Source organism: Prevotella sp. RM4, from assembly GCF_000701965.1.
GTDB lineage: Bacteria > Bacteroidota > Bacteroidia > Bacteroidales > Bacteroidaceae > Prevotella > Prevotella ruminicola.
In genome coordinates, this window is sequence record NZ_JNKG01000007.1 from 212,515 (window position 1) to 229,512 (window position 16,998).

13 protein-coding genes are annotated in these 16,998 nt (G+C 50.0%); 7 read left to right on the plus strand and 6 right to left on the minus strand.

Features of this window, described 5'->3' with window-relative positions; translation table 11 throughout:
- Positions 1-40: 40 nt before the first annotated feature.
- Complete coding sequence (dacB, locus tag T499_RS0102135; protein ID WP_033149565.1) at positions 41-1,270, minus strand: D-alanyl-D-alanine carboxypeptidase/D-alanyl-D-alanine endopeptidase; 1,230 nt, start codon at positions 1,268-1,270, stop codon at positions 41-43.
- A 17-nt stretch (positions 1,271-1,287) separates the two neighbouring features.
- On the minus strand, positions 1,288-2,502 hold the full coding sequence (locus T499_RS0102140; protein WP_033149566.1) for a carboxypeptidase-like regulatory domain-containing protein: 1,215 nt from the start codon (positions 2,500-2,502) through the stop codon (positions 1,288-1,290).
- A gap of 121 nt (positions 2,503-2,623) precedes the next feature.
- On the opposite strand from T499_RS0102140, the gene nadB reads away from it, so the two are divergent.
- The 3 genes from nadB to cls are packed head-to-tail and all read left to right on the plus strand — an operon-like array spanning position 2,624 to position 7,569.
- Complete coding sequence (gene nadB / locus T499_RS0102145) at positions 2,624-4,210, plus strand: L-aspartate oxidase (protein ID WP_013063265.1); 1,587 nt, start codon at positions 2,624-2,626, stop codon at positions 4,208-4,210.
- Position 4,211: 1 nt separating this feature from the next.
- The gene (dnaG, locus tag T499_RS0102150; protein ID WP_033149567.1) at positions 4,212-6,146 is read left to right on the plus strand and encodes a DNA primase; all 1,935 of its coding nucleotides are present in this window, start codon (positions 4,212-4,214) and stop codon (positions 6,144-6,146) included.
- Between the two features lie 4 nt (positions 6,147-6,150).
- Positions 6,151-7,569 carry a cardiolipin synthase gene (cls, locus tag T499_RS0102155; RefSeq protein WP_073047130.1) on the plus strand — a complete coding sequence of 473 codons (1,419 nt, stop codon included), beginning with the start codon at positions 6,151-6,153 and terminating at the stop codon, positions 7,567-7,569.
- On the opposite strand, the gene T499_RS0102160 is transcribed toward cls, so the two are convergent.
- Together T499_RS0102160 and T499_RS0102165 are read right to left on the minus strand one after the other, a co-directional pair.
- Positions 7,541-8,092 (minus strand): RsmD family RNA methyltransferase, encoded by a 552-nt coding sequence (locus T499_RS0102160; protein WP_013065358.1) that lies wholly within the window; start codon positions 8,090-8,092, stop codon positions 7,541-7,543. The genes cls and T499_RS0102160 overlap by 29 nt on opposite strands.
- Positions 8,089-8,889, minus strand: coding sequence for a DUF3822 family protein (locus T499_RS0102165; protein ID WP_033149569.1), 801 nt, complete (start codon positions 8,887-8,889; stop codon positions 8,089-8,091). Before T499_RS0102165 ends, T499_RS0102160 begins: the two co-directional genes overlap by 4 nt.
- 172 nt (positions 8,890-9,061) lie before the next feature.
- Here T499_RS0102165 and T499_RS0102170 point away from each other — a divergent pair, with 172 nt between their 5' ends.
- Positions 9,062-10,486 (plus strand): ATP-dependent DNA helicase, encoded by a 1,425-nt coding sequence (locus tag T499_RS0102170; RefSeq protein WP_033149570.1) that lies wholly within the window; start codon positions 9,062-9,064, stop codon positions 10,484-10,486.
- Here the strand turns inward: T499_RS0102170 and T499_RS0102175 are convergent.
- Together T499_RS0102175 and T499_RS0102180 are read right to left on the minus strand one after the other, a co-directional pair.
- Positions 10,456-11,334 carry a sensor histidine kinase gene (locus T499_RS0102175; protein WP_157054477.1) on the minus strand — a complete coding sequence of 293 codons (879 nt, stop codon included), beginning with the start codon at positions 11,332-11,334 and terminating at the stop codon, positions 10,456-10,458. The genes T499_RS0102170 and T499_RS0102175 overlap by 31 nt on opposite strands.
- Positions 11,335-11,371: 37 nt before the next feature.
- The gene (locus T499_RS0102180; protein ID WP_033149571.1) at positions 11,372-11,899 is read right to left on the minus strand and encodes a response regulator transcription factor; all 528 of its coding nucleotides are present in this window, start codon (positions 11,897-11,899) and stop codon (positions 11,372-11,374) included.
- 154 nt (positions 11,900-12,053) lie between these two features.
- Between T499_RS0102180 and T499_RS0102185 the strand changes: the two genes are divergently transcribed.
- The 3 genes from T499_RS0102185 to T499_RS0102195 are packed head-to-tail and all read left to right on the plus strand — an operon-like array spanning position 12,054 to position 16,990.
- Positions 12,054-13,364 carry a TolC family protein gene (locus T499_RS0102185; RefSeq protein WP_033149572.1) on the plus strand — a complete coding sequence of 437 codons (1,311 nt, stop codon included), beginning with the start codon at positions 12,054-12,056 and terminating at the stop codon, positions 13,362-13,364.
- Complete coding sequence (locus tag T499_RS0102190; RefSeq protein ID WP_033149573.1) at positions 13,352-14,605, plus strand: efflux RND transporter periplasmic adaptor subunit; 1,254 nt, start codon at positions 13,352-13,354, stop codon at positions 14,603-14,605. The genes T499_RS0102185 and T499_RS0102190 overlap by 13 nt, the downstream gene beginning before the upstream one ends.
- Before the next feature lie 6 nt (positions 14,606-14,611).
- Positions 14,612-16,990, plus strand: coding sequence for an ABC transporter permease (locus tag T499_RS0102195; protein ID WP_033149574.1), 2,379 nt, complete (start codon positions 14,612-14,614; stop codon positions 16,988-16,990).
- The last annotated feature ends 8 nt before the right edge of the window (positions 16,991-16,998 follow it).

A 16,998-nucleotide genomic window follows, 5' to 3' on the forward strand; every position in this document is an offset into this window, starting at 1 on the left:
TAATGTTTAATCTTTAATTTTTAATGTTTCATGTTTAATGTCATTTGCACATCGCTGTGCATACTTTATCCTGAAAGTCACGTCCTTGATCGTTCTTCATAACGCCTTGATTGATGATGGCAAATGCCAACACATGGTTGTTGGTGGCTACAGCATAGCCTGCCAACGATGATATACCAGTGAGGGTACCCGTTTTGGCACGCACGCTGATTTGTGCAGGGGTATCCTTCATGCGTTTCTTCAGAGTTCCATCCTCGCCTGCTACGGGTAGCGATACGTACAGGTAGCGATAGATGCTGGGGTGGCGATAGGCATAAACCAGCAGTTTGGTGAGCAACTCGGGGGTTACATAGTTGTAAAGCGAGAGTCCGCTACCATCGGCTATCTTATAATGCGAACCTGTGATGCCGGCCTTATGCAGGGTGCGCTTGATGGCGTTGCGGGCATGCGACGACTTGGCCGGACGGGCGCCTGTAGCGGCACCAATCTGATAGAACATCGATTCGGCAAAAAGGTTGTTGCTGTCCTTCATCATCGGTACCAGCACATCCTCTAACGAGTGGCTACGCTGGCATAGCAGAACGGCATCCTTTGGCAGGGCTGCATATTCGGCAGGGCCATCGGGGAAGATGCTGTCCTTATCGAGCTGTTGTGCGAACTGACTGATGAAATCGTCCTTGCCATTGATGAGCAGTGAGCTGAGCGATGGGTTATCATCATCCCAACACCAGCCTTCGCCCAGCAGGTCCTGATCCTTAAAGGTATTTACATCTACCAGTTTGCCTTTCACCGTGTGGATGCCTAATGCCTTAACACTGGCCGAGAAAGCCTTCATATCGGTAGTGTCGAACAAGGGATCCATACCGCCCACACAATACAGATCGCCTACCAGCACGCTATCCACTACCTCGCCTGTGTAGTAAAGTGAGGTGCGAAACTTGTGCTTGATGCCTAACTGATCGAGTGCGGTGATGGCTGTGAGCAGCTTCATGGTTGAGGCTGGGCGCAGTATCTGTTTGGCACCATAGGTGTAAAGGGTTGAGTCGGCAGTGATATCGTAAACCATCAGCCCCAGTTGGGTATAGTCGAACATCTTATCGCTGGTAAGTGTGTCTAACCGGGCCTGCAGGTTCTGTGGCCAGGGCAGTTCAACGATGGTATCTGTGGCGCAGGTATCTACTACGAGTGTATCGACCGTTTGCGCCTGCAAACTGCCTACCGTACCTGCCAATAAGAGTGAAAAAATCCAATTCCTTATATTCTGCTTCATTTTAAATTTCTACCTAATCAATTGCGCTGGTAAGTTGATACCAGTTTGCGTATCGCTTTATCCAGCGATTCTGAGGGTTCTATAATGTTGTAGTTGTTCCAGTATTCTGGATCCATAAAATATTCTACCTTGTCGTAATAGGCATCGTGCGAGTCGAACGAGTTGCGACTGACGATGGGCTGTACACCTTCGGACTGGCTATCGGTAACGGCCATCTCGCAGGTGGCGGTAAACGATGTGCTGAACAGACGTTTCTTCCAGTCGCAGTTGAACTTAAAGGTGTTGCGCAGATAGCTGATGCGTGTAATACCGTCGGTATAGCGATAATCGACTACACACGACAGCTCGCGTGGCTTGAACTTCACACCGAACGGCTTGCGCACCAACATGGTGCGGGTGGCTTTCTCCTTATCGCTCATGTCGAGACTGAGTTCGATGCGGGTAAATGCCAGGCGCTCGTTGTCGATATACAGTTTGCCATGATACAGCGCATACTCCTTGCTGAAGAGAGGCTCTATCAGAACCACCATCTGCAGGCGGTCGTTGATCATCTCGGGTGTGCCCCAGCTGTAGCTGTAGGCATCCATATCCTCCTGGTTGAGCAGTAACTCGGTGTTCTTTACCACATCGAGCTGTACAGGCAGTACCGGACCGCCCATGACCTTTAAGCCCAGGGTGTCGCCCTGTTTCTGACTGAGCAGTCGGCGACCTTTGATGATAGCCACTCTGTCGCGACCTACACCGCGTGTGTAGCTGGTTTTGTACATGTCCTCCACACCCTCGGCTACATAGATGAAGTGCTTGCGCTTCATGGCTGTTTCGCGATAGAACGCCTTGAGCAACTCGGGCTGGCGACTGTAGTTCTCGGGAATCTTTTTGATGGCGATCTCTACAATGTCGCGTGGATTACCAGTACGTATCACCACCTCGCGCAGTTGTATGGTGGTGGGTTGAAGTTTTATCTTCAGGTTCTCGGTCTCGCCTGCGCGTAATGCCACTTTCTTGGTTTTGTAACCTAAGTGCGATACCGTGATGTTTGCGGGCTTATCGCCCAGTTTTAGAAGGAAGGCACCATCCTCGTTTGTGACCACAGAGATGCGGCCAGCAGAAACACTCACCTGGGGCAATGGGCGCCCCGATTTCTCGTCGATAATGGTTCCACCTACGGTAGTCTGTTGTGCCAGTGCCACCATCGGAACCATCAGCATGATTATAAGCGCTAGTTGTTTCATTGGTGTAATGAGTTTGGTGTCTATTTGCTGCAAAGTTACAAAAAAATTGATAAGATGCAAAGAATATTGGAAATTTTAAGTAATTTTGCAGCAGATTTGTGACAAAATATAACATCAGCACATGGTATACAAATATGATTTCCTGGTGATAGGAGCTGGCGTGGCCGGTATGAGCTACGCACTGAAGGTGGCTCGCGCCAACAAGGGTAGGGTGTGTATGATATGCAAGACCTCGCTGGATGAGGCCAACACATCGTTTGCTCAGGGTGGCGTGGCATCGGTTACCAATCTCGAACTGGATAACTTCGAGAAACACATTGAAGACACGATGATTGCGGGCGACTACATCAGCGACCCCAAAGCCGTAGAACAAGTAGTAAGAATGGCGCCCGAACAGATTAAAGAACTGGTAAACTGGGGCGTGAACTTTGATAAGAATCACGATGGCAAATTTGATTTGCATCGCGAGGGCGGACATTCTGAGTTCCGTATTCTGCACCACAAGGATGATACGGGTGCCGAGATACAGCGCGGACTGATGGAGGCTGTGCGCAACAATCCCAATATCGACATTAAGGAGAACCACTTTGCGGTGGAGATTATCACCCAGCACCACTTAGGTGCCAGAATTACACGTCGTTCGCCATACATTAACTGCTATGGTGCGTACGTGCTGAATCCTGATACCCAGAAGGTGGATACCTATCTGGCTAAGATGACCGTAATGTGTACCGGTGGTTGCGGTGCTGTGTATCTGACCACATCGAACCCCGTGATTGCTACAGGCGACGGTATCGCTATGGTGTATCGTGCCAAGGGTACGGTGGCTGATATGGAGTTTGTACAGTTCCACCCCACCGTGCTGCATAACCCTAACGAAACGCATCCCGCCTTCCTGATTACCGAGGCTATGCGTGGTTATGGTGGCATACTGAAGTTGCCTAATGGCGAGACGTTTATGGAGAAGTATGACGAGCGTCTGTCGCTGGCACCACGTGATATCGTGGCACGTGCCATCGATAAGGAGATGAAGATTCACGGCTTGGATCACGTATGTCTGGATGTGACCCATAAGGATCCTGCCGAGACACGCAAGCACTTCCCCAATATCTACCAGAAGTGCCTGTCGATGGGTATCGATATCACTACCGATTATATCCCCGTTCGTCCTGCCGCCCACTATATGTGCGGTGGTATCAAGGTGGACCTGAACGGACAAACCAGCATAGAACAGCTGTATGCCCTTGGTGAGTGCTCGTGCACTGGTTTGCATGGTGGTAACCGCTTGGCCAGCAACTCGCTGATTGAGGCAGTGGTTTATGCCGAGACGGCCGCAAAGCACTCGCTGGAGCATGTGGATTTCTACGACTTCAACGAGAAGGTGCCTGAGTGGAACGACGAGGGTACACTGACCAACGAGGAGAAGGTGCTGATTACCCAGAGCGTGAAGGAGGTAAACCTGATTATGTCGAACTACGTAGGTATTGTGCGTAGCGACCTGCGTTTGCATCGTGCCTGGGACCGTCTGGATATGCTTTACGAGGAGACCGAGCGCCTGTTTAAGCGTGTAAAGGCCTCGAAGGATATCTGCGAATTGCGTAACATGATTAACGTGGGCTATCTGATTACACGTTGGGCTTTGGAGCGCAAGGAGTGTCGCGGTTTGCACTATACTACTGATTATCCTGTACACGCTTACGATAAGTAGGATGATTGACAGACAAACGATAGACAAGATACTTGATGCCACGAACATCGTTGACGTGGTGGGCGAGTTTGTAACGCTGCGAAAATCGGGCGTTAACTATAAAGGCTTGTGCCCGTTCCACGACGATAAAACGCCATCGTTCATGGTGTCGCCAACCAAGCAGATATGCAAGTGTTTCTCGTGTGGTGAGGGCGGAACGGCCATCAACTTCCTGATGAAGCACGAGCAGATTACCTATCCCGAGGCCCTGCGCTGGCTGGCCAAGAAATACAATATCGAGATACAGGAAAAGGAACTGACCGAGGAGGAGAAACGTGAGCAGAGCGACCGTGAGTCGATGTTCATTGTTAACGAGTGGGCCATGAACTACTTTAAGGATGTGCTGAACAACGATCCCGACGGTGTGGCCATCGGTCGCCAGTACTTCCGTAGTCGTGGTATCCGCGATGATATTGTGGAGAAGTTCAATCTGGGTTTCTCGCTTTCAAAGCGCGATGCGCTTGATATTGCCGCTAAGAAAGCGGGCTATCAGGAGGAGTTCCTGATTAAGACGGGCTTGTGTATCAAAGGCGAGAAGGGTGTGTACGATCGCTATGCGGGTCGTGTTATCTTCCCCTGGTTCAACGTAAGTGGAAAGGTGGTGGCCTTTGGTGGACGACTGCTGGATGCGCGTACCAAGGGTGTGCAACAGAAATACGTGAACTCGCCCGACTCGGAAATCTACCACAAGGAGCGCGAGCTGTATGGTTTGTACCAAGGTAAGAAAGCCATTGCCAAGGAAGACTGTGTGTATATGGTTGAGGGCTATACCGATGTGATTGCCATGCACCAGTGCGGACTGGAGAATGTGGTAGCCAACAGTGGTACGGCTCTCTCGAAATATCAGATAAAACTTCTGCGACGATTTACGCCTAACATCATCCTGCTGTATGATGGCGACGAGGCCGGTATCCATGCCGCCATGCGAGGAACAGATATGCTGTTGGCCGAAGGCATGAAGGTAAAAGTGCTGTTACTGCCCGATGGCGACGACCCGGATTCGTTCTCACGTAAGCATACCGCCCAGGAGTTTAAGGCGTATATCGAAGAGCATGCCGAGGACTTTATCTCGTTCAAAACCAAACTGACGGTTGAGAACGTGAGCGACCCCGTGAAGCGTTCGGAGGCTATCGGTGGTATTGTGAAGAGTATCTCGGTGGTGGATGATAACCTGTTGCGCGATGAGTATCTGACCCAGTTGTCGCGCCGTTTGGGCATCAAGGAGGAAACCCTGCTCCAATCGATGAACGGCATGATTAGTCGCGATCGCGAGGAGAAGGAAAAGGAATACAATCGCGAGCAGACACAGAACGCCATCCAACAGGAGCGCGAGGCGCAGGGCAAGCCCATGGCTATCGGTCTGCATACCATCAGCGATCAGATTCAGCAGGTAGAGGACCTGTTGATAAAAACCATTGTTCGCGATGGCGAGAAGATTATCTACGAAAACCTTCAGACCGAAGACGGGCAAACCATCAACCTCTCGGTAGCACAGTTTATCAGCTACGATATGGGCGAGGACGGACTTAGTTTCAGTAAGCCTGTATATAACAAGATTCTGCAAGAGGTGGTGGCCCATTGCGGCGAAGAAGGTTTTAAGGCCGAGGAATACCTGACGCGCCATACTGATTACGAAATCAGTTCGATAGCGGCCAGCATGGCTGTGGATTCATATCAGCTGGGTAAGGGATTCCAACTGAAAGAACGTGAGGGCGGTTTGCGGGCGCATGTTGAGCATATTGTGCTCGACTTCCGTTATTACTGCCTGGGTGCCAAGGTGAAGGAACTGAAGGACGCGCTGAAGAACTGTAAGGATAACTATATGGCAGTACTCAAGGAATTAAACGACGTTGATAAGATTTACAAAGAAGTGGCAAATAAATTAGGACGAAGTTAGGATGATGAGTTGGCTGAATATCATATTCATAGTGTACCAGATCATTGCTATCATGGCGGTGGTACACGTGATTATGGACAACCGTCAACCTGCAAAGACGATGGCTTGGGCGCTGGTGATTTATTTTGTGCCAGTGGTGGGCATCGTCTTTTATTTGTTTTTTGGCATTAACCATCGCAAGGAGCGCTATGTGAGCGAACGTTCGATGAACCAGCTTACCAAGCGTTCGATGCTGGAGTTTGCTGAGCAACAGAACCTGCGACTGCCCGAGCGCCACAAACCATTGATTGACTTGTTTATTAACCAGAACCTGTCGCTGCCTTTTAAGGACAACCTGGTGGATATCTGTACCGATGGCTATCAGTTTATAGCCGAATTGATGGAAGATATCGGCAAGGCCAAGGATCACATACATCTGGATATGTATATTTTTGCCGACGACGCCCTGGGCATGTTGGTGGCCGATGCCTTGATTGACAAGGCCCGTGAGGGTGTTGAGGTAAAGGTGATTTACGATGATGTGGGTTGTTGGAATGTGCACCATCGCTTTTTTGAACGGATGCGCGAGGCGGGTATCGAGGTGCGCTCGTTTATGCCTGTGCGATTCCCGTCGTTTACCAGTAAGGTGAACTATCGTAACCACCGCAAGATTATTGTGATTGATGGTCTGGTGGGCTATATCGGTGGTATGAATATTGCCCAGCGCTACGTAAAAGGTACTGGCGATATGCCTTGGCGCGACACCATGCTGAGGGTTAGCGGAGGTGGTGTGCATGCCTTACAGCGTGCGTTCCTGGTTGACTGGTATTTTGTGGATCGTACCTTGTTGTCGGATAAAAAGTACTATCCACGATGCGAGGATATCAACAACAACTGTCTGGCACAGGTGGTTACCAGCGGTCCTACCACGCCTTACCCTGAGATTATGCAGGGTTATGTGCGCATTATCTTAGGTGCCAAGCGTTATCTGTATCTCGAAACGCCTTATTTCCTGCCAAACGATTCGGTGCTGTTTGCCCTGAAAACAGCCGCTTTGGGTGGTGTGGATGTGCGAGTGATTTGTCCGCGTCGCAGCGATGCCAAGTTTGTGGAGTGGGCCAGCAGGAGCTATCTGCGCGAGGTACTTGAGGCGGGAGTACAGGTAAGTTTGTACGAGGCTGGTTTCCTGCACTCCAAAATGCTGGTGTGCGATGATGCTATCACCACCTGTGGATCAACCAATCTCGATTTCCGTAGTTTCGAGAATAACTTCGAGGCCAACATCTTCTTCTTCGACGAAGGTGTGGCTATGCGAATGAAAACCATTTTCTTACGCGACCTTGAGCAGAGTGTGCTGCTGAAGGACCTGAAGAAACGCATGCGTAACAATTTCCTGGTACGCCTGTGGGAGAGTGTTACAAGGATGCTGTCGCCTCTTTTCTGAAAATCGAAAAGTTTACGCTACCATAGCTGCGATGCTCTACAAAGTGTGGGGCGTTAGAAAAATCGTGCTCCTTACCATGCTCGAACACCAGGATACCGCCATCCTTCAGCAGGTTCTTCTCGAAAATCAGTCCAGGGATGGTGGGCAGTTCCTTGAGTGCGTAAGGGGGATCGGCAAAAATAAAGTCGAACTGCTGTTTGCACGATTTGATATAGCGGAACACATCGCCGCGCAAGGGCAGGCAAACGTCGGTATCAAGCTTTTTCAGACATTCGGTAATAAACTTGTGATGGTCGCGGTCCATCTCAACACTTACCACATGTTCGCAACCACGCGATACCAGCTCGAGCGAGATACTACCAGTACCCGAAAACAGGTCGAGGGCGTTGATACCTTCGAAATCGATATAGCTGTTCAGTACATTAAAAATGTTCTCCTTGGCAAAATCGGTGGTAGGGCGTGCCTTGAACGAGCGGGGGATATCAAAATGTCGCCCCTTATAGATACCTGTAATAATTCTCATCGTCCGCGTGATATAAAGGTTATTAAATCGTAGGGCATACCCTTGATGCTGCTAGCAGGCGAATCGGGGAATTCGGCCGTAGCATTAATCAGGTAGGCGTTGTGCAGGAATCGCTTTAACTCCTGCAGCAACCACTCTTCTTCGGGTATGTTGCCTAGGATATGCAGTTCGTCGTGCTCAGGTTCCAGTCGCAGTTGCTTCCACACGTACATCAGATAGTAAAGAGCATCGTGTGCATGGGCGGCATCAAACGTGTTGCAGAACTTAAAGCGGTTCTGCTGGAAACTGAAGATATGAAGCTTCTTGCTGTTGAAGTAGCCATACAGCTTGTTGCGATGACCAGTAAAGCTACGCTGATGCAGTTGGCGCCAAACAGGTGTAAGGGCATGTACAAAGTTGTAGCCACTCTCAAAACGGTCCTTGATAACCGTATCCAGATTCTTGTTGATGGCGAAGACGCAAACGGCCTTCAGGTCGGGCAATACGTTGTACAGTATTACACGCTTTTCCTGACCAGGAGGGTACGAATACGAAAAGAGCGCCTCCATATCGTTCTCGTCGAACTGCTCGATGGGTACCAGCAACGAAGGGGTATCTACCATGATAAAAACCTTGGCAGTATCCTCGTCTACATAGTCGCCTGTCTTGAATGCCTCGCGCAGATTGGCCGACATCGAGATACCGCCACGAACCACGTACGGACGATAGTCGATGGGGTGCACGGTGTTGGCAACATCGAGTGCGGTGAATGAGAGCGTGTTGCGCCCTATGCGTATGATTGTTGTCTTCGCGTCCATCTACTTCACGTTCATCACACTGGCCACGCACAGCGCAAGCAAGCACGCTGCTATCACAGCCAGCACAATATTCACTAATTTGTTGTTGATATGCATATCTGGGTGCAAAGATACTACTTTTTTTTTAATGTTTAATGTTTAATGTTTAATTTTTCGTACCTTTGTGGCCGAAATGATTAGCGACGAGTTTAAATTCCGCATTCGGGAGGCTATGGGCATGGTGCCTACGGCCGAACAAGAGCACGCCATCGACGTGTTCTCGCTCTTTATGACCGACCGCGACGACCATGTGGTGATGATTCTGCGTGGTTCGGCAGGTACGGGTAAAACCACCTTGGCGGGTGCCATCGTAAGGGCGATGAATGTGTTGAAACAGAAGATGATTCTGTTGGCCCCAACAGGCCGTGCAGCAAAGGTGTTTGCACTCAACGCTGGTCATCCGGCTTACACCATCCATCGTCGTATCTATCGTCAGAAATCGGCTGGCGATATCTCGGCCTTTAATCTGAACTTCAACAATAACCGCGATACCTTGTTTATGATAGATGAGGCATCGATGATTGCCAACCAAGGCTATGGCGAGAGCGCGTTTGGTAGCGGATGCCTGTTGGACGACCTGATGCAGTTTGTGTATAGTGGACAGAACTGTCGTATGGTGCTGGTGGGCGATAAGGCCCAGTTGCCACCTGTGGGCGAGGATGAGAGTCCGGCGCTGATGAGCGATGTGCTACGTGCCTACGGTATGAAAGTGTACGAGTGCGACCTGAATCAGGTGTTGAGACAGAGCGAGGACTCGGGGATCTTGTGGAATGCTACCCGTATCAGAACGCTGATTGACGATTGGATTCTGCCCAAAATCCGATTCCAGGGCTTTGCTGATATTGTGCGTGTGCCAGGCGATGAGCTGATAGAATCGTTGGCCACCAGCTATAGTCGAGTGGGGATGGACGAGACGATGGTGATTACCCGTAGTAACAAGCGCGCTAACATCTACAATCAGGGTATCCGAAACACGGTGTTGGATCGCGAAGACGAACTGTGTCGTGGCGACCAACTGATGATTGTGAAGAACAACTATTACTGGACTGAACAATCCAAGGAGATATCGTTCCTGGCCAACGGCGATATCGCTGTGGTGCAGCGTGTACGCAATGTACAAGAACTATTCGGGTTCCGCTTTGCTGATGTAACGATGACGCTACCCGATTACGATAGCTACGAACTCACGGCTACCGTGATTCTTGATTCGCTGACTACCGAGTCGCCTGCTCTGTCGCGCGAACAACAGGAACAGCTGTATAATGTGGTAATGGAAGATTATGCCGATATTCCCCTGAAGGCCGACCGTATTAAGCAACTGAAGAAAGATAAATACTTTAATGCCCTGCAGATAAAGTTTGCCTATGCCGTTACCTGTCATAAGGCGCAGGGCGGACAATGGGCGCATGTGTATATCGACCAAGGTTATATGACGGACGATATGTTGACGCCCGACTATATCCACTGGCTTTACACCGCTTTTACACGTGCTACCGAAAAACTGTTTTTGGTAAACTGGCCTACCACTCAGATTGAGGAGAGTACAAACGTAACATGACAACCTGGTAGATTCTTTTCTGCCAGATCCAGCATGCCACCTTGTTGTATCATCATTCGTCGGCTTAACGACAAGCCGATGCCGCTACCTGTGCGCTTGGTGGTAAAGAATGGCACAAACAGCGACTGACGATTTTCGGCAGGGATAGGACTGCCATCGTTGCCGATAAGTAGGGTGATAGGTGATGGGTGTTGGGTGTTAGGTGATGGCTGGTTGGTGAGTTCAATGATAATCTTGGTGGCTTCGGCCTCGATGGCGTTCTTGATGAGGTTCATCAATATCTGTCGCAGCATGCCCTTATCGGCTTTTAAGATAGTATCGGCAGGCACATCGATGGTCCAAGCCAACTGCTGATAGGTTTTGCAAAGCTCGTCGAGCATAGGGCGCAAGGGCACTTCGGAAAGGACTGGCTTTTCGAGTTCTGACATCTTACGATAAGTGGTTACGAAATCGCTCAGATGGCGCGAGGTGTCGTAGATGGCTTTGATACCATCTTCGAGGAGTGTGCCCTTTACGTCGGGACGGCTCAGTAACGACTGACTGATGCTGGTGATAGGTGCAGTGGCGTTCATCATCTCGTGGGTAAGCACACGGGTTAATCGCTCCCACGATTCTACCTCGTTCTTGTTCATCTGTTGACGGATATTCTCGCCCAGCTCGTTGAGCGCCTCCTGCATGGCACGCTCGCCAGGTAACAGATTGTTGGTGGGCAGGCGAAACGAGAAGTCTTGATTGCGTATGGCCTCTTTCATCAGGTGGGCACGCAATCGCAACTTATGCTGGTGGTGCACAATGGCTATCACCAACACTACCAGTACCACACCTATAATAATACACAAGGTAACCATAACTGTCAACTGTCAACTATCAACTGTCAACTATCAACTAACTAAGTCGCTTCATCTTGTTGTAAAGAGTCTGACGGGTGATACCCAACAACTGGGCGGCTTGCGTGAGATTACCATGACAGTGGTCGATGGTGCGACGGATATGCTCCTGTTCCACTTCGTCGAGACTGACGATTTCGTTCTGCATATCCAGCACATCCTTCAGTTTGCGTAGCAACTCGTCGTTGTCCCAAGGCTTGGTGATAAAGTCGGCGGCACCGTTCTTCAGTCCCTTTACCGCCAGGTTAATGTCGGCATAGGCTGTGAGCAGTACCACAGGTGTCTCTGGGTGTTGTTTGCGGATGGTGCGAAGCCAGAAAAGCCCCTCGTTACCATTGTTTACACCAAGGGTAAAGTTCATGTCGAGTACTACGATGTCAACGGTTTGCTGGGCCATCAGTTTCAGAATGTCATCGGGGTTGGTCGAGGTCAGCACCTGTTCGAAAGTGCCGTCAAGCAGATAACGCATAGCGGTAAGGATGGCCGCGTTATCATCAACGATTAATATGGTTCCGTACTTGTTCATAATGTAATTTTTGTGTGCAAAGATACGAAGAATTGTATAAAAGTCATACAAAAGGGTGTATAAATTTTAGACAATCAGCCTTTGGAGCCCTATTTTTGCTTGGCAGGTAATATTTATTACCCTATCTTTGCAATGAAATCAAAAATAACGCGATATGAAAAAGTCGATCATCCTCTGTATCTCTGTATCTCTGTGTTTGAATTCGGTTCAGGCGCAACAGATGACCATGCAGCAATGCATGCAGTATGCGGTGCAGCATAATCACGAGGTGAAACAGGCCGAGTTGGAACTCGACAACTATAAGGCATCGAAGACCGGTGCTATCGGTAATTTCCTGCCTTCTGTGGATGGCTACATCGGTGCCCAGTATAACTTTGGACGTGCCATCGACCCAGAGACCAACGGCTATACCGATGTGAGTACCTTTTATAATGGCTATCAACTCTCGGCGTCGTTGCCAGTATTCGACGGATTCAGTCGTCTGCATGCCCTCAAGGCCGCTAAGGCCAGCGAGTTGATGGGACGCGCCAGTCTGCGCCAGCGTCAGGATCAGACGGCACTCGACGTACTGCAGGCCTATACCAGCGTGGCTTACTACGATGGATTAGTAAAAATGGCCGAGGAGAAAGTAGAAGAAACGTTGTTGTTGCTCAAGCAGGTAAAAGTGCTTGAAGAGGTGGGGCGAAAGAGTGCTGCTGATGTGGCTCAGGTGGAATCGCAACAGGCTGAGGCCGATTACGAACTGACACGCCAGCAGAACCTTTATGCCTCGGCTATATTGGAACTGAAAAAGGCCATGAACTATCCCTTGGGTGATAGTATTAAGGTGGTAGGTGATGGTGGATTGGTGATGGCTGATAGTGCTATCCAACACCCAACACCCAACACCGATCACCCCGAACTGCAGGTGGCCCGTTATCGCATGCAGACATCGAAACATGAGTGGCATCAGGCTCGCGCTTCTCTTTATCCGTCACTCTCTCTCAGTGCGGGCCTGAGCACCACTTATTACAAAACGCTACATAACGATGCTGCGGAGACATTCCGCAACCAGATGAAGAACAACATGGGTGAGTATCTGGGTATATCAGTCAATATCCCTCTGTTCAACCGTCTGCAGACGCTCACCAGCATCCGCAAGGCCAAGAATAACTACAAGATTGCCCAGGAGGCTTACGACCAGAAACAACTGGAACTGGCCAAACTGAGTAGCGAGGCTTGGCAGGACTGGCAGGGCTATCAGAAGCAGACCATACAGATGGAGAAGAAGGTTGAGGCCGATAGCATCGCCTATCAGCTTACCCGTCGACAGTTCGAAGAGGGACTTGCAACAGCCATCGATCTGCATACCACATCGGCACAGCTACTCAACTCAAAAGCCACCCTGCTGCAATGTCAGCTCATGGCTATGGTAAAGGAACAATTAGTAAGATATTATAAAGGAGAAACAATATGGACAGAGTAATCGAAAAAACTAAGAGTCAGCAACTGAAGAAGTATTGGCCATACGCAGCAGGCGGTAGCTTGTTGTTAGTTATGTTAGCTTGGCTGATTTTCGGCAACCATGCCTCGACGCTCAAGGTGAGCAAGGACGAGATGACCATCAGCGAAGCACAGCGTGCCGAGTTCAAGGACTATGTACGTACCAACGGACAGGTGCTGCCCATCCAGATAGTACAGATTTCGCCCGAAGAAGGTGGTATCGTGATGGAGAAGGTGGTTGAAGAAGGTACGATGGTGCACAAGGGCGATGTGATTGTTCGATTGAGCAACTCGAACCTCGACCTGCAGATTCTGAATGCCGAGGCCGAACTGGCCGAGAAGCAGAACCTGCTGCGTAACACCCAGGTGGCTATGCAACAGGACCGTCTGAACAACCAGACCGAACAGGCTCAGTTGGATATGGACACCCATCGCAAACAGCGTACCTACGATCAGAACAAGCGTCTGTATGCCGAGAAACTGATTAGCAAGGAGGATTACATCAAGTCGCAGGAGGATTACCAGCTCTCTGCCAAGAAGCGCTCGCTCATTACCAAGCGCCTGAAGCAGGACTCTATCTATCGCACCGTGCAGATGGACCAGATGGAGGACAATCTCCAGAACATGCGTAAGAACGTGGTATTGGTTCGCCAGCGTAAGGATAAGCTCGAGATACGTTCGGCTATCGATGGCGAACTGGGACTACTGGATGTGGAGTTAGGACAGAGCATTCAGCCTGGACAGAAGATTGGTCAGTTGAACGACCTCTCTGACTACAAGGTGCAGGCCAGCATCGACGAGCATTATATCGACCGCGTTCGTCCAGGTCTTTCGGCTACCTTTACCCGTGGCGACAAGCAGTACCAGTTGCAGGTGCGCAAGGTGTACCCCGAGGTGCGCGATGGTAAGTTCCGTTGTGATTTCGTATTCAAAGGCGAGCGCCCTGAGAACATCCGTTCTGGTCAGACCTATTATATCGACCTGGAACTGGGTCAGCCCGAGCAGGCCATCATCATCCCTCGTGGTACCTTCTTCCAGACCACAGGTGGACAGTGGATATTTGTACTCGACAAGAGTGGCTCTAAGGCTTATCGTCGTAACATCCGTGTAGGTCGCCAGAACCCACAGTACTACGAGATTCTCGAAGGTTTGGAGCCTGGTGAGCGAGTAGTTACCAGTGGCTACGAAGCATTTAAGGATAACGAAGTGTTAGTGATTAAGTAAAGCGTTATGAAAAGCTATTTTAAGTTCCTGGGTCGCCATCGCCTGTTTACCATTATTATTATTGTGGGCCTGTGCCTGTCGATGGCCTTCCTGCTGCTGTTGGGCGATTTGATTTATCGTCAGACATCGGTAGAAAACTTCCAGACCCGTGGCGAGCGTATCTTCGCATTGGGCAACGAGGAGTTTACCATGTCGCACTTCCGTGTGGGACAGAAATTGCAGGACCGTTTCCCAGAAATCGAGGGCTGGTGCTCTGTCTCTGGTTATAATGCCATGTTTGATATCCGTGGCATGGAGGTAAATACTGATATCCTGGTGGTTGCACCTAACTTCTTTGAGTTCTTCGACTACCAGTTGCTGACTGGCGACAAGCATAAAGTGCTCGAAGCCCCCAACCAGATGGTGGTGAGCAAGAAGTTTGCCGAACGCTATTGGCCCGAGGGCGATGCAGTAGGCAAGGAGGTGGTGCTGGGTGATAAGAACGATCCCGACGGGCATGTCACCTATACCATCAGCGGTGTGATGGACGATTTCGACCGCTCTGTCATCCCCAGCAGTCATGAGTGCGTGGTGAACCTCGAAAGTCATAAGCATTTTAACTATTCGGCTTATACCGAGGAGATGACCAATGCCGGCAGTACGGTACTGTTTCTGATGGAGAAAGAGGGTTGCGACCTGCGCAGTAAGGCCGACGCGATGCGCGAGTATATGAAGACCTTCTTTTGGCTTTATCGTATGGATGCTGTAAAGAAGGTGGTGCTTACATCGCTGACCAATCTGTATTACGATGCCAAGGAATGCTCATTCCAGTCGGGCGACCTGAACCACGGCAATCGCGATATGGCTCATCTTTATGTGGTGATAGCCCTGTTGGTGCTGGTGTTCGCCATCTTTAATTATGTCAACCTGAGTGTGTCGCTCACCACAGAGCGTTCGAAGGAGATGGCTACACGCCGATTGTTAGGTCTGTCGCGTTTGCAGGTATTCCTGAAGCTGATTGGCGAGAGCATCTTCTTTACTGCCATCGCTTTTGGTGTGGCTTATCTGGTAGCCCTTGCCCTGCAGGATAAGGCTATTGAGATGGCCGCCTGTCCGATGGATCTGTTGAAGGATACTGGCATCGTTACAATCATCGGCTTTGTGCTTATCATTGCTGTGGTAGGTGCGTTGGCAGGTTTTGTGCCCGCCTCGATACTCAGTGGCTATCAGCCTATCGATATCGTTCGTGGCACTTTCCGTCGCCGTGTTCGTCAGCGTTGGAGCCATGTGCTGATGGTGATTCAGGCTGTGTTTGCCATCGTGATGCTCACCGTTACCCTGCTGTTGAGTGGCAACATTCGTGAAAAGATGCGTCAGCCCTTAGGTTACGATCACGAGAATATCCTGGAAACCTGGGGCATTAATAACCTGAGTTTGACACAGCGTCAGACCTATCGTCAGAAGTTGTTGCAGATGCCCGAGGTTGATGGCGTGGGCTATGGCTATGGTACACCGCTCGATTTTCTGGAGAACAATACCACCCAGGCCGACGATGGTACAGTGGTAAGTATGCGCTACCTGATGGGCGACAGCTGTTTCTTCAATATCTTGAACCTGCATCCTGAGAAGACTTATTCGGATAATGGAGTAGGTGTGAACCACCAGTTACTGCGCCAGTTTGGTAAGAGTGATGATACCCGAGAGATAGTGAGCACCAGTGGTCACTTCAATATGACTATTTCGGCTGTTTATCCCGATATTATCTATCAGACCGTGATGAACGAGGAGATGCATCCCACACCTATCATGATGTTGAAAACGGATGAATATGTTAACGACACCACCAGTTTTGTGCAGCGTATGTACGGCTCGCCACGTATGACGATTGTGAAATATCATGGCGATCGCGAGCGGGTAGAGGCAAAGATGAAAACCTTGTTCCAGGAGCTGACTGGTCATGAGGCTTCCGAGGTTCATTCGCTGAGTCAGAAGCATCAGGAATGGTACGAGGATTACGAGCGGTTCCTGAGTGTGCTTACCGTGTTTACGTTTGTGGCCTTGCTGATAGCTATCCTGGGACTGATGGCGATGAACAGTTACTTCGTAGGTCAGCGTAGGCGTGAGATTGCTGTGCGCCGAGTGTTTGGTGCCGAAGTAAGCAGTATCACCCTGCACTTGTTACGAACGGTGTTTGTACAGTCGCTGGTAGCCGCCATCATTGCTATCCCGTTGGCTTACTGGCTGGCACCTACGGCAGGCAGTATATCAGGTTTGCATGTAGAGATGCAGTTCACGCCGTTGGTACTCTCGCTGATCATCGTGCTGGTAGTAAATGTGCTTACTGCCGCCCTGCAGGGATGGCGCGCCGCAACCGAGAATCCTATCAACAACATTAAGAACGAATAAACCATAAA